14 protein-coding genes and 1 pseudogene are annotated in these 14,180 nt (G+C 28.5%); 11 read left to right on the plus strand and 4 right to left on the minus strand.

All coding sequences use genetic code 11. The annotated features are described in order from the left end of the window. Positions 1–27: 27 nt before the first annotated feature. Entirely contained in the window at positions 28–663 is a 636-nt protein-coding gene (locus AC5YGC_RS07395; RefSeq protein ID WP_496139583.1) for a nucleotide exchange factor GrpE, read from the minus strand. A gap of 36 nt (positions 664–699) precedes the next feature. On the opposite strand from AC5YGC_RS07395, the gene rdgB reads away from it, so the two are divergent. Then, a complete protein-coding gene (rdgB, locus tag AC5YGC_RS07400; protein ID WP_496139584.1) occupies positions 700–1,302 on the plus strand; it encodes an RdgB/HAM1 family non-canonical purine NTP pyrophosphatase in 603 nt (200 codons plus the stop codon). Here the strand turns inward: rdgB and AC5YGC_RS07405 are convergent. Then, positions 1,286–2,437: an ABC transporter substrate-binding protein gene (locus AC5YGC_RS07405; protein WP_496139585.1), complete on the minus strand. Its 1,152-nt coding sequence runs from the start codon at positions 2,435–2,437 to the stop codon at positions 1,286–1,288. The genes rdgB and AC5YGC_RS07405 overlap by 17 nt on opposite strands. Before the next feature lie 32 nt (positions 2,438–2,469). On the opposite strand from AC5YGC_RS07405, the gene rsmI reads away from it, so the two are divergent. Together rsmI and AC5YGC_RS07415 are read left to right on the plus strand one after the other, a co-directional pair. Next, the gene (rsmI, locus tag AC5YGC_RS07410) at positions 2,470–3,186 is read left to right on the plus strand and encodes a 16S rRNA (cytidine(1402)-2'-O)-methyltransferase (RefSeq protein WP_502314017.1); all 717 of its coding nucleotides are present in this window, start codon (positions 2,470–2,472) and stop codon (positions 3,184–3,186) included. Between the two features lie 135 nt (positions 3,187–3,321). Then, positions 3,322–3,915: a BON domain-containing protein gene (locus tag AC5YGC_RS07415; RefSeq protein ID WP_496139587.1), complete on the plus strand. Its 594-nt coding sequence runs from the start codon at positions 3,322–3,324 to the stop codon at positions 3,913–3,915. Here AC5YGC_RS07415 and AC5YGC_RS07420 read toward each other — a convergent pair. After that, positions 3,912–6,200: a phosphate acyltransferase gene (locus AC5YGC_RS07420; RefSeq protein WP_496139588.1), complete on the minus strand. Its 2,289-nt coding sequence runs from the start codon at positions 6,198–6,200 to the stop codon at positions 3,912–3,914. The genes AC5YGC_RS07415 and AC5YGC_RS07420 overlap by 4 nt on opposite strands. 50 nt (positions 6,201–6,250) lie before the next feature. Here AC5YGC_RS07420 and murJ point away from each other — a divergent pair, with 50 nt between their 5' ends. The 4 genes from murJ to AC5YGC_RS07440 are packed head-to-tail and all read left to right on the plus strand — an operon-like array spanning position 6,251 to position 10,408. Next, on the plus strand, positions 6,251–7,777 hold the full coding sequence (murJ, locus tag AC5YGC_RS07425; protein ID WP_496139589.1) for a murein biosynthesis integral membrane protein MurJ: 1,527 nt from the start codon (positions 6,251–6,253) through the stop codon (positions 7,775–7,777). A gap of 2 nt (positions 7,778–7,779) precedes the next feature. Continuing rightward, on the plus strand, positions 7,780–8,781 hold the full coding sequence (gene trpS, locus AC5YGC_RS07430; protein WP_496139590.1) for a tryptophan--tRNA ligase: 1,002 nt from the start codon (positions 7,780–7,782) through the stop codon (positions 8,779–8,781). A gap of 56 nt (positions 8,782–8,837) precedes the next feature. After that, positions 8,838–9,380 (plus strand): NifU family protein, encoded by a 543-nt coding sequence (locus AC5YGC_RS07435; protein ID WP_496139591.1) that lies wholly within the window; start codon positions 8,838–8,840, stop codon positions 9,378–9,380. Between the two features lie 2 nt (positions 9,381–9,382). Next, positions 9,383–10,408, plus strand: a complete 1,026-nt coding sequence (locus tag AC5YGC_RS07440) for a glucosaminidase domain-containing protein (RefSeq protein ID WP_502314018.1) — start codon at positions 9,383–9,385, stop codon at positions 10,406–10,408. On the opposite strand, the gene AC5YGC_RS07445 is transcribed toward AC5YGC_RS07440, so the two are convergent. Beyond that, on the minus strand, positions 10,405–11,403 hold the full coding sequence (locus AC5YGC_RS07445) for a polysaccharide deacetylase family protein (RefSeq protein WP_496139594.1): 999 nt from the start codon (positions 11,401–11,403) through the stop codon (positions 10,405–10,407). The genes AC5YGC_RS07440 and AC5YGC_RS07445 overlap by 4 nt on opposite strands. A 7-nt stretch (positions 11,404–11,410) precedes the next feature. Between AC5YGC_RS07445 and AC5YGC_RS07450 the strand changes: the two genes are divergently transcribed. The 4 genes and pseudogenes from AC5YGC_RS07450 to miaB all read left to right on the plus strand — a co-directional run bounded on the left by AC5YGC_RS07450 (position 11,411) and on the right by miaB (position 14,178). Beyond that, on the plus strand, positions 11,411–11,797 hold the full coding sequence (locus tag AC5YGC_RS07450) for a peptidase M22 (protein WP_496139595.1): 387 nt from the start codon (positions 11,411–11,413) through the stop codon (positions 11,795–11,797). A gap of 8 nt (positions 11,798–11,805) precedes the next feature. Further along, positions 11,806–12,213 (plus strand): annotated as a pseudogene (locus tag AC5YGC_RS07455) (Fur family transcriptional regulator); the annotation flags it as partial. A gap of 189 nt (positions 12,214–12,402) precedes the next feature. Then, positions 12,403–12,834 (plus strand): putative 2OG-Fe(II) oxygenase, encoded by a 432-nt coding sequence (locus AC5YGC_RS07460; protein WP_502314041.1) that lies wholly within the window; start codon positions 12,403–12,405, stop codon positions 12,832–12,834. Next, positions 12,835–14,178, plus strand: coding sequence for a tRNA (N6-isopentenyl adenosine(37)-C2)-methylthiotransferase MiaB (miaB, locus tag AC5YGC_RS07465; RefSeq protein ID WP_496139598.1), 1,344 nt, complete (start codon positions 12,835–12,837; stop codon positions 14,176–14,178). It begins immediately after the preceding gene. Positions 14,179–14,180: the final 2 nt, after the last annotated feature.

Raw genomic sequence — 14,180 nt, forward strand, 5'->3', positions numbered from 1 at the left:
TTAATCTACAAGTTCTGACAACTATTATTAATTGTCTGAATTTTCTTGATTTTCCTCACTTTTTTGATCATTTTGGTCTTTAGTTTTTTTTGAAATCCCAACTAGTGCTGGCCTCAAAAGCCTATCTTTCATCATAAAACCTTTTTGAATTTCTTGAACTATTGTTCCAGGTTCTTTTTGGTCATCATCAATTTCCATCATAGCTTGGTGTTGATTAGGATCCAATTTTTTACCAATAGAAATTACAGCTGTAATTCCATTTTTTGAAAAAATTGATACCATATCCTTACTTATAATTTCAAAATGTTCTAAAGTTTTCTTTAAAGCTTCAGTGTCTTTTAAAACTTCATCATTTTCTAAAATTTGTTTTGATCTCTCAAGATTATCAATTAGGTTCAAAGCTTCTTTTGCAAAAGAAAATCCACCATAATCAAAAGCATCCTCTTTTTCTTTTTCGAATCTTCTTCTTTGATTTTCCATTTCGGCAAAAGCTCTAGCAACTTTATCTTCTAACTCTTTAATTTTTTCTTCAGATGTAACCTCTTTTACTTCTTGATTTTTTTCTCCTGAATCGCCTTGTACTTTTTGAATTCCCTCTTTTGTTTCAGCCTCTTTAATTTCTTCGTTTTGATCTTCAGAATTAATGTTTTGATCTTTTTCCATGACAATTTATATGGTATGCAATTTGATAATTGCTAGATGTTAAAGAATAAAATTATAAAATTATTAGTAGGCACCAATAATAAAGGGAAATTGAAAGAAATTAGGGATTTATTACCTAAAAACCTCGAAATATACTCTCCAAAAGACTTTAAAATGAAAAGCCCCCCAGAAAATGGGAAAACATTTGAGGAAAACTCCTTAATCAAGGCTAAATTTTTTTTCAAAAAGACAAAAATGACATGCCTGTCTGATGATTCAGGTCTAGAAATAGATGCTCTAAATGGAGATCCTGGAATTTATTCAGCTAGATGGGGAGGTAAAAAAGGTGATTTTAAAAAGGCAATGAATAGAGTTTTTAAAGAACTAGATAAAAAAGACAAAGATTGGAGACAAAAAAAAATTAGAGCTAGATTTATTTGTGCTTTAACGATTTATAATGTGAATAATGAAATAATAATTTCTGTGGGTAAAGTTGAGGGTTTTGTTTCACCAATTATAAAAGGTAAAAATGGATTTGGTTATGATCCTATTTTCATACCACTTGGAAAAAAAGTTACATTTGGTGAAATGAGAGCATCACAAAAATATAAAATAGATCATAGATTTAAAGCTTTTAAAAAAATTAAAAAATTTTTTTAAACTCTCCACCCTCAACTTTATAAAAATTTAAAGTATGGTTAATTTTATTATTTTTAATTTCAAAAATTCCAATCTTTCCTTTAAACAAGTTTTTTTTCTTAAACATTTTTTCATCAACAACAGAGTTGTTTTGAAGGGTTAAATAATAAATAAGTCCAACTACGTCATAACTTAAAAAAGACAATTGATTAGGGTATTGATTATATTTCTCAAAATACTCATTTGAAAATTCATCATAATTACTTTTATTTGCAGAAGGAAAATACAAGGGTTGTGAACTGATCTCTTTTAAAAGAGATTCATCAAACCATTGATTGAGAGTAATAAAATATTTTTCTTTAGGAGATATATCTGTATAAAACAGTGAAGTTGTTACACTTTTTAAACTTTCATCAAAATCAGAAATTACCACTGAGTCAAACTTTACACTACCAAGAGTATCTCTCTTTTTTAATCTTTCAATTAAACGTTCTTTATTATTTTGTTCTGATTTCTCTAGTCTATTTATTTCATCTTCAAGGTTTTGTTTTCTAAGATCATAGAGTGTAATTTTTTCAATTTGCTTAGTAAGTTTAGTTGGATCGGTATTATAAATATAATTTTCTAATATTTTTATTTTAGAATTAGAAATAGCTTTTTCGATTTCATTTCTAAAACTTACATCTGGGGTAAGAAAGATTGTTTTTTTTATTTCATTTAATTCTATAAATTTTTTAATTGCATTTAATTGTGAAGTTGCATTGATTCCAGTGTTAATAATATTCTTAGAAAAATTATCATTTTTATTTGTTAGAGCTAAGAATGTTAGTTCACTTAACTCATCTAGGTAAATTAGGTTTTCGTTAAAAACAGGACCAATTACAACTTTTATTCCTGAATTAGCCAACTCTTTAGCTGCTATTAAGGTTGTTTCAGGATTTGATTGTGTATCCTTTGGTATGATCTCAATTGATGTATTATTTATTGTGTTAATTGCAAGGCGTGTAGACTTAATTATAGATTGCCCTATATCTGAGTTCTTTCCAGTTAATGGCACAAGAAGACCAATCTTAATTTTATCATTTGCTAAAAGTGTGACCGGAGCTATTGAGAAAGCAAAAGCTAAGAAAAATATAATTTTAATAATTTTGTTCATTTTAATGTTATTATTATAGCTATTATAACCTGATGATTATACATACTGAAAATATAAATAATAAAGTGAAAAGTGGCCTTTATATTGTGGCTACTCCTATTGGGAACTTAAGTGACATCACCTTAAGAGCTCTAGAAGTATTAAAAAAATCAGATTATGTTCTATGTGAAGACACACGTATTTCAAAAAATTTATTGGAACGATATGAAATTAGATCAAAACTTATTGCAAATCATAAATTTAATGAAATAAAAAATTTATCAAAAGTCATTGATATTTTAAAATCAGGGTCGATTGTTTCTTTAATTTCTGACGCTGGAACTCCATCGATCTCAGATCCAGGAGCTATATTGGTTAACGAATGTGCTAGTAATGGTATAGACATTTTTCCAATCCCAGGTGCGTCAGCAGTTTCTTCTGCAGTTTCTATAAGTGGATTTAATGAAAAATATTTTTTTTATGGTTTTTTTCCTGAAAAAAACAATAAATTAAAAGAAGACTTCGAAAGGCTTACAAATTTAGAGGGCTGTATTGTTTTTTTTATTTCTCCACGAAAATTTAATAGATCAATAAAAGATCTAAAATATTATTTTTCAAATAGAAAAATTTTGGTTTGTAGAGAAATGACAAAATTTTATGAGGAATATATAAGAACAGATGTAGATACACTTGAACCATTTAAATCTGATCCTAAAGGAGAGTTAACCATTGTTATTTCTGAAAAAGTAAAAAAAAAAATTCATCGATAATATTAAAAGAATCTGATAAAATAAATATTCAAAAATTAATTAAAAAAATAAGCATAAAAGATATTACGGATTTAATTAGTCAAAACACGAATGTATCAAAAAAAGAAATTTATAATTATTGTCTAAAAATAAAAAATGAAAAATAAAATATTTTTAATAAGTTTGATTTTTTTAATCTTAACAGGATGTGTTGGGATTAGTTCAAAAGGAGTTTTTGGAACAGGAGTTAGTATTGCGTTTGATCCAAGGTCTTTAGGTACTCAAATAGACGACTCGGTAATGCAAAAAAATCTAGCTGCAAGATTAGCCCTAAGAGACAAGAGCTATATATTGACTGTAAGCACAAAGGTGTTAGATGGAAAAATTTTTGTAACAGGAAAAGTAGATAATCCTGAAGAAAAACTTCAAATTACCAAACTTGCATGGGAGACAAAAGGTGCCAGATCAGTCAAAAATGATATTAAAATAAAAGAAGATTTTAACTTTCAGCAATCAGCTAAAGATTTGTTAATTACATCTCAACTCCGTACAGCTTTAATATTTAACAAAAAAATTAAAGCAACCAATTATCAAATTGATACCTATAAGAAAAATATATTTATTTACGGAATTTCTTTAACTACAGAAGAAAGAAAAGAAGTAATAAATGAAGCAAAAGAAATACTTGATGTAGAAGATGTTATTGCAAGTATTGTCTTGGTTGAAGATCTAAGAATTCAAAAAAATTAATTTTTTTTATAATCAATTACATCAGCAGAATAGGCAGCAACTGATGCTAAATTTATGATTTCTGAAGTAGACGATCTTAAAGGGGCTATTTCAATGGGTTGACCCAATCCAATTAAAAGAGGACCAATAACTTTGGTATCACCTAAGCTTTTCATCATTTTATAAGAAATAGCAGCACTGTGTTGGCCTGGCATTATTAATATATTTGCATTTCCCACAATACTAGAGAAAGGATATAATTCTTTGTATTCTTCATTTAAGGCAACATCTGGCTGCATGTCCCCATCAAAATCAAAATCTACATTTTTATCTTTTAAAATGTCAACAGCTTTTTTTATATGTTTAGTCCTACTTGTTAGAGGTTGACCAAAAGTAGAGTGAGAAACAAAAGCAACTCTTGGAATAAAACCAAACATTTTAACTACTCTTGCAGATGAAATTGCAATTTCAGCAAGCTCTTCTGAGCTTGGGTATTCATTTACACTTGTGTCCCCAACAAAAATAGTTTTTCCTTTTGCAACAACCATGTTTAATCCAAACATGATTTCACCTGGTCTAGCATCTATAACTTGTGTAACCTTATCAAAAGAGGCTCCAAACCTTCTAGTATTTCCAGTGACAGCACCATCGGCATCACCACAAGCAACCATACAAGCTGCCCATATAACTCTATCATTTCTAACTAATCTATCACAATCTCTTTCCAAAAGACCTTTCTCTCTTTGCATTTTTTTAAATAAAAAGTTTACATACTTCTCTCTTTTTTCTTTATCTTCAGAATTAACTATTTCAATATCAAAGTTTTCATTGTAGCCAATTTCTTTTATTCTTTCTTTAATTTTAGTTTTTTTACCAATTAAAATTGGTGTACCTAATTTAGAATTTTTAAATACAATTGCTGCTTTAAGAGTGTTTTCATCTTCCCCATCTGCAAAAACAATTCTCTTTTGATTTTTTTTGATATGAGAGTTAATACCCTGCATAATAGTTACTGAAGGATCAAGCCTTTGTTTAAGTTGGTCTTTATAAGCTTCAAAATCTTTTATAGGTTTTTTGGCAACACCACTATCCATAGCAGCTTTTGCAACGGCTGCAGGAATTACACTAATTAGTCGTGGATCAAATGTAGATGGAATTATATAATCTTTTCCATATTTAGGACGATCTCCCCCCATTGCAGCAACAACTTCGTCTGGAACATCTTCTCTTGCTAATTTTGCAATTGCGTTTGCAGCAGCAACTTTCATTTCTTCATTAATAGTTGTAGCTCTCACGTCCAATGCTCCTCTAAAAATATAAGGAAAACCAATTAAATTATTTACTTGATTAGGATAATCAGATCTTCCAGTTGCAATAATGGCATCATCTCTGACTTCCATTATTTCTTCAGGTGTTATTTCAGGATCAGGATTTGCACAGGCAAAAATTATTGGGTTCTTAGCCATAGTTTTTACTAACTCTTTTTTTAAAGCTCCTTTGGCAGATAATCCTAAAAATACATCAGCTCCATCTATAGCCTCTTCTAAAGTTCTTTTTTTAGTTTCTGCTGCATGAGCAGATTTCCACTGGTCCATTCCTTCAGTTCTACCCCTATAGACCACTCCTTTACGATCGAGCATGATTACATTTTCACTAGGTACACCACTATTTTTAAATAAATTTGTACAAGCAATTGCAGACGCACCAGCTCCATTAACAACAACTTTAATATCCTTTATTGATTTGCCACTAATATCTAGGGCGTTAATTAATGCTGCTGTAGTTATTATTGCTGTTCCATGTTGATCGTCATGAAAAACTGGAATATCTAAAATCTCTTTTAACTTTTCTTCAATTATAAAACAATCTGGAGCTGCGATATCTTCTAAATTAATACCACCAAAACCGCAGGCAAAGTTTTTGATACTATTAATAATTTCGTCAGGGTCTCGCGAGTCAATTTCCAGGTCAATAGAATCTATGTCAGCAAATCTTTTAAATAAAACTGCTTTTCCTTCCATTACAGGTTTAGATGCTAGTGCCCCTAAATTACCCATTCCTAAAATAGCTGAGCCATTACTTATGACCGCAACTAAATTTCCTTTAGATGTATAATCATAGGCAGTTTCCGGGTCATCAGCAATTGCTTGCACTGGTACAGCAACACCTGGAGAATAGGCTAGTGCCAAATCTCTTTTTGTAGTCATTGGTTTAGAAGAATTAATCTCAATTTTTCCAGGTTTATTCTTGCTGTGGAAATCTAAAGCTTCTTTATCGGTATAATGGTCTATTTTAGTTTTTTTCATTCAAGTTAATTAGATATACAAATGGAGTAAATTTAAGACTAATATGATTTATGAACTTAATTAAGTCAACAGGCACATTTAGTTTTTTTACCATAATAAGTAGATTATTGGGCTATGCAAGAGACATATTGATAGCTGTGTTCCTTGGTGCAGGCCCATTAGCAGACGTTTTCTTTGTGGCATTCAGGATACCAAATACATTTAGACGATTATTTTCAGAAGGAACATTTAATGCAGCGTTTGTCCCTAGCTATTCATCACTGTTATATAATAAAAAAAAGTCACAAAAATTTGCAAATAATATTTTTACTTTACTTGTAATAGGGTTGTTTTTTTTAGTCCTTATTATTGAGATAATGATGCCACTATTTGTCTTTTTGATAGCACCAGGTTTTGAAGGTGATTATCAAAAAATGGAATTAGCTATAACTTTGACAAGAATTACTTTCCCTTTTTTAATGTTTATTAGTTTAGCATCTTTTTTTTCTGCCATTTTAAATTCACATAACAAATTTGCTATAGCATCGGCTACACCTATAATTTTGAATATTCTTTTAATTGGAGTATTGTTATTTGGAAAAATTTTAAATGATCAATTAGTATATTACATGTCATATGTAGTAACTATTTCAGGAATCTTGCAGCTTATTTTCTTATATTTTTTTGTAAAAAAATACTTTTCTCCTAAAATTAATTTTTCATTTAAAATTGACAATAAAGTTAAACTATTTTTCAAAAAATTGATTCCTAGTATTTTTTCTTCTGGTGTTACTCAGATAAATATTTTAGTAGGGACAATCATTGCATCTTTCCAAGCTAGTGCAGTATCTTATCTTTATTATGCAGATAGAATTTATCAAATAAATCTTGCTATTGCAGGAATTGCAATAGGAACGGTAATACTCCCTCAACTTTCTAAGCATGTTCAGAGTAATAAAAAAGAAAAAATAAATCTGATTCAAAATAAAGCCCTAGAGTTAAGTTTATTTTTAAGTATTCCAGCAGCAATAGCGTTACTTATTGCGTCTAAAGAAATTATATCTTCCTTATTTGGATACGGTTCTTTCAATGAATTAAGTGTTATAAACTCAGCAAAAGCTTTATTCTATTTTGCGATTGGATTGCCAGCATTTTCTCTTATTAAAGTTTTTTCAGCTTTTTTTTTCGCACGACATAACACAAAAGTGCCTTTTTATATTTCTTTAACCTCTGTTTTGTTGAATGTGTTTATTAGTGTGGTTTTTTTTAAGGAAGTTGGGTTCATAATTATACCAATAGCAACTACTATATCATCTTGGTTTAACGCGATTTTATTATTTATTTTTCTAAAAATGAGTAATTTATTCAGTTTTAATTTAATATTTATAAATAGGTTTGTTAAAATTTTATTAGCCTCAATATTAATGGGAATATTTTTTAGCTATGTAATTCATTTTTTGAATGACAAGTTGCTTTATGAGGCAAGCTTTAAAGTTATTTACTTAATTGGTGCAGTTGCATCAGGTCTAATATTTTATCTTTTAATTGCAATTTTAATCAAGGCTTTTAAAAGAAGTGATATTAATTTAAACTACTAGTCATGAGTAAAAAAATTTTTTCGGGAGTTCAACCAACAGGAAATCTTCATCTAGGAAACTATCTTGGTGCAATTAAGAACTTTGTAAAATTACAAAATGAAAGAGAAAATGAATGTATTTTTTGTGTTGTAGATCTTCATGCAATAACGGTTAAGCAAGACCCAAAAGAATTAAAAAAAAATATAAGAGAAACTGTAGCTACATTTATTGCGTGTGGAATTGATCCGTCGCAAAGCATAATCTTTAACCAATCAATGGTTTCAGCACACTCAGAAGCTGCGTGGATTTTAAGCTGTGTTTCAAGAATGGGTTGGCTTAATAGGATGACACAATTTAAAGAAAAAGCTGGAAAAGATAAAGAAAAAGCTAGCATTGGTCTTTATTCTTACCCAGTTTTGATGGCTGCAGATATTTTGCTTTATGATGCAACTCATGTTCCAGTTGGAAATGATCAAAAACAACATTTAGAACTTTGCAGAGATATTGCGCAAAAGTTTAATAATGATTTTGAAGCTACAGAATTTTTGAAAGCACCGGAGCCGTTAATTCAAAAACAATTTTCTAGAATAATGAGCCTTAAAGATGGAATAAAAAAAATGAGCAAGTCAGATCCATCAGATTTAAGCAGAATTAACCTTACAGATGATAAAGATCAAATAATAAACAAAATAAAAAAAGCTAAAACAGACCCATTACCTTTGCCAGGAGCAATTAACAATCTAACAGAAAGACCCGAAGCAGAAAATTTATTAGGGATTTATTCAAGTTTAAAAAATCAAAATTTAGAAAAATCTATAACTGAATTTAATGGAAAAAATTTTTCTGAATTTAAAGAAAAATTATCAGAAGTTCTTATTGAAAGAATTGAACCAATTTCAAAAGAAATTAAAAAGTTGTTAGAGGATCAAAAATTCTTAGATTCAGTTTTATTAGAAGGATCTGATAAAGCAGACAAAATTGCCTCAAAAAAGATGAAACAAATGAAAGAAATAGTAGGTTTTTAATGAAATATATTTATTAATTGGTTTAAATTTAGACATTTACCTTTATATATAAATATATGTTTATTCAAACTGAAGTAACACCCAACCCTAATTCACTTAAGTTTTTACCTGGAAAAACGGTCTCCAATAGTGGTTCATTTGAACTAACAAAAAAAGAAGAAACCGACAATGATTTGGTAAGAAATGTTTTATCAATTAATGGAGTAACAGGTGTATTTTTAGGAAAAGATTTTATATCTATAAATAAAAGTGAAGAAGTAAATTGGGAAGATATTAAACATATAGCTATTTCGCTGATTAATGATTTTTATTCAACAGGAAAAGAGTTTGTGATTGCCAATGAGTTGCTTGGGGAAAAAAATGAAGAACATACTGAAATTGAAAAAAAAATTATAAGCATTTTAGAATCAAAGATTAGGCCAGCTGTTGCAAAAGATGGGGGTGATATTAAGTTTAAAGAATTTAAAGATGGAATTGTTAAGGTAGAACTACAGGGAAGCTGTTCTGGGTGTCCTAGCTCAACAATGACTTTAAAACAAGGCGTGCAAAATCTTTTGTGTCATTATTTACCAGAGGTAAAAGAAGTGGTTGCAATATAGGCATGCAAAAAAAAAAAATTAAAACACAAGAAAGTGGACTAGATAATCTTTCGAGAATTTTTTTATCAAGCTTGATTATTATATCAATTTTTTATATAGCTCCACTAGCTATTGATCTTACAAAAGAAAAAATGATATTTTCTAAAGATTATGAAAATAATTCAAAAAATAATTTAAAAAAATTACTAGAAAACGAAACAACAAAACTATATGAAGATGTTTTAACATTTGATGAGCAGCCATCAGATGCAATACTATTAAGTGCAGCAACAATTGAAGAACTTTTTAAATCAACAAATTACAATTTAAAAGATGTTAGAAAAAATAAGCTAGTAAAACCCATAAGCTTAGATCTATTACCAAAAGAGATTGTAAAAATAGATAATACTAAAAAAAGAAAAAACTTTTTTATTCAGATAATTTTGCCTTTAGTTATTGATGAAAATAATAGTATTAAACTAGATAGAATGAAGCTCTTTGGTATTTTAAATAAAAGTAAAAATACAAAAACAGAGCAACATTGGTTGAATATGAAATTCAAACAATATGGAGTAGTAAATAAAGATTTACCTACATTAAAAGTTAGAATGGATGAAGTGCCTGTTTCAATGGCTATTGCACAAGCAGCAAAGGAAACTGGTTGGGGAACATCAAGATTTGCTCAAGAAGGAAACGCATTATTTGGTCAATGGACATGGAGTGGAGAGGGAATAAAACCAGCAGATGCAGAAGATGATAGCACTCATAAAGTTATGAGATTTAAGGTATTGCAAGCATCTGTAAAAGCTTATCAAAGAAATTTGAATACACACTCTTCTTATAAAGGTTTTAGAAGTGCAAGAGCCGAATTGAGAGACGAAGGAAAAAAATTAGACAGCATGATTCTTACTGAATACCTAGATAAATATGCAGAGACAGGAAAAGAGTATGTTAAAACTTTACAACAAATTATTAAACAAAATGATTTAACTGATTTTGATGATGCTAAGTTACTGCCATCAAGCAAAGACTTAGAAAGTTTAATTTAATTTTGTTTCACTGAAAATTGAACACCAAACCATCTCCATATTCCATCATCATTAAGTGAACAATTAACTCTACCTCTTCTGAATGTAAATTTTTCTCTAAAGTTTAATTTCAGTACATTTTTATTAAAAGTAATATTTGATTTATCCCATCCACCACCTTCATCAGAGAAACAATTAATATTTTCTATATTTTTTTGATTTTCAAAAAATTCGACAGATAGTTTTGGTGGATTATTATTGGCAATATATTTATCTTCAGGGTTTAAAGATTTGTATTGAAGTGAACTAAGATTAATTAAAAATTTGAATCTTTCTAGGTTACCATATTTTTCATTAATTGGAAATCTAGGTAATTCATGGGGATCTTTATTAATATCAATAACACCAGAATGTTGACCAAAAGCAAAATCAAAATTTTTGGAAATAAAATCTTTAATAGTTCTACTATACTCACCAAATGGGTATGAAAAAAAAATTGGGTTATAGCCTAAGTGCTGATTAAAGATTTTAATTGAAGTATTAATATCAGACAAAAAATTTTCTGTGTCTAGATCAACCAAGTAATCATGAGAATGGGAATGATTACCAATGTAAGCATATGGCTCTTTCTCTATTTCTTTTATTTGTTGCCAACTCATATAGCCAGTTTTGCCTATAGTTTCAGTTGAAACAAATAAAATAAAAGGAATTTTCTCTCTCTTTAAGTATGGCCATGCTATTTTATAAAAAGATAAAAATGCATCGTCTATAGTAATAAGTATTTCTTTTTTATTTTTTGTAATATTAAAATTTTTTTGTAAATATTGTGGGTCATAAAATTTGTAATTTAAGGTATTTATTATAGACATTTGTTTTTTAAAAATATCCATTTGTATATTTGTTGAAGGATACATATTTTCATCAAATCGGTGGTACATTAAAGAAAGAATGCCGCTATCTTCAGAATAATATTTGATATTATTTTCTTCTGCTTTAGAATTGATGGCAAATAACATTATTATAATGAAAAATTTAATAGTAGATGCCACAAGAGATAAGATTTTTTTAACACTCATAGTTAGTGAAAATATTTATACTTGTAGTCATGAAAATAGTAAAATTAATTTTGAAAAATTAATGATCTTAATTAATGATTTTTTAAAGGTAAATTCTTCTTCTTTAGATCAAATTGATGTTATTTATGTAAACAGGGGACCAGGTAGTTTTGCTGGAATTAGAAATTCGTTAGCGACGATTAAAGCTTTATTTCTAACTAAAAAAATCAATTATTATTGCTTTAGTTTTGAAGATTTTAAGGGATTTGAAGAAGTTAAGTATGAAGATGTCCCTAATTTATGTGAAAAATTTAAAATTAAAAAGAATTTGATTAATCCTATTTATTTAAGTTAAAATTAAAAATGTCAGAAAATATTGAAAAAAAATGTTTAGCTAAAGGGGTTAAACTTACAGATCAAAGAAAAATTATTGCAAAAGTAATGTCGGAATCAAACGATCATCCAGATGTAGATGAGCTTTATAATAGAGTTTCAAAGATTGACCCAAAAATAAGTATTGCCACGGTATATAGAACAGTTAAGCTTTTTGAGGAGTCTGGGATTTTAGCAAAACATGATTTTAAAGGGGGTAAAGCTAGATACGAAGAATTAAATGAAGGACATCATGATCATTTAATTGATGTTAAATCAGGGGAAATTATTGAATTTGTTGATGAAGAGATAGAAAAGCTACAAGAAAAAATTGCCAATAAATATGGATATCGATTAGTTGATCATAAACTTGAGTTATATGGAATTAAAAAAAAAAACATGGAAATTAAAATTTTAAAACCTTTCGGTCCGTCAGTAGTTAAAATTGATATTCCACAAGAAATTATGGATCAAATGAATTTATTTGTTGATGAAATGATTAATAATAAAGATAAATTAGAAAAATCAAATGAAGGTCCAAATCTTGCAGGAAATGTTTATCAAGAATTTTTAATGGATGCAGATTTTATGAAAAAAATAAAATGGGGTGAATTTATTGCATCGGCATGTAATCAATGGATATGGAGTGAAAAAAATTTTCAGCTAAAAAATTTTCAAATCATTAAATCTTGGATTGTTAGGCAATTTAAGAATGAATACAATCCAATACACATCCACAGTGGACATATTTCGGGTGTTGGTTATTTAAAAGTACCAAAAACAATGGGTGAAACTTTTCAAAAAGATAAAAAATTAAATGAGAATGGTAAACTTATATTAATTGATGGATCAAAAAAATTATTTTGCAGTTCAACTTACACTATTACACCCAAAGTAGGTGACTTCTATTTATTTCCTAGTTATTTAATGCATACTGTTTATCCATTTTCAGGTACTGACGAAGAGCGAAGATCCGTGTCTTTCAATGCAAAAATTGATGAACAAGCTGTCTTGGTTTAAATGGAAAATAAAAAAATTTTTATAAAAACATTTGGCTGTCAAATGAATGAATACGACTCAAATCGTATATTTGATATAGTTAAAAAGATAGGTTTTGAAAAAACTGATAAATACGAGGATGCAAATTGTTATCTTTTAAACACCTGTCATATTCGTGATAAAGCAAAAGAAAAGGTTTACCACGAAATAGGAAGAGTTAAAAAAATTTTTAGAGAGAAAAAAAAACCAATTGTAATTGTTGCTGGTTGTGTTGCTCAAGCAGAAAATCAAGAAATGTTAAAAAGAGAACCTTATATTGACATTGTAATTGGTCCACAGTCCTATCATAAAATAAATGAGGCAATATTAAATCATTCAAAAAATAAAAATAAAGAGGAAGAAACAGAATTTGATACAATTTCAAAATTTAATTATTTAAGTAAGATTAAAAATAAAAACAGTAAAGTTTCTTCATTTTTAACAATTCAAGAGGGTTGTGATAAATTCTGTCATTTTTGTGTAGTGCCTTATACCCGTGGACCTGAATATTCCAGACCCTTTGATCAAATCATAAATGAAGCAAAAGAATTAATCCAAAGTGGTACAAAAGAAATTATCTTGCTAGGTCAAAATGTAAACGCATACAGTTATCATGAGGAAGGTAAAGAGTACAGACTCTCAGACTTGCTAATTAAACTTGATGGCTTTGATAAACTTGAAAGAATTCGATACACAACATCTCATCCTAAGGATATGACGGATGGCTTGATTAATGTTTATAAGACTTCATCTAAACTGATGCCACTCGTACATTTACCAGTACAAAGCGGATCAAATAAAATTTTAAATTTAATGAATAGAAAGCACACCATTGAAGAATACGTGTTGGTTTATGAAAAACTTAAGAAAATTAACCCAAAAATTGAGTTTTCCAGCGATTTTATTATTGGATATCCAGAAGAAGATGAGCAAGATTTTAAAATGACAATGGAATTGATTGAAAAAATAAAATTTACCAACTCATATTCGTTTATTTTTAGCCCAAGACCGGGAACTGTTGCAGCAGATTTAAAACTAGTTGATCACAAAAAATCCAAACAAAGATTAGAAATAATTCAGGAGAAATTATTTAATAACCAAATACAAAAAAATAAATCTCTTGAAAATAAAATTTTAAATGTTCTAGTAGAAAATAAAATGAAAGATGGGGTCAAGTTATTTGGTAGAACAGAATACATGTCATCGGTAATTTTCGACGGCAACATAGAAAATATTGGAAAAATTGTACAAGTTGAAATAACAAGTAGCAATCAAAATAGTCTTTTTGGAAAATTAACTGAAAGCACTAAAAAAAAGGTAGCTTAAGA

The organism is Candidatus Pelagibacter sp. uisw_138, from assembly GCF_059512485.2.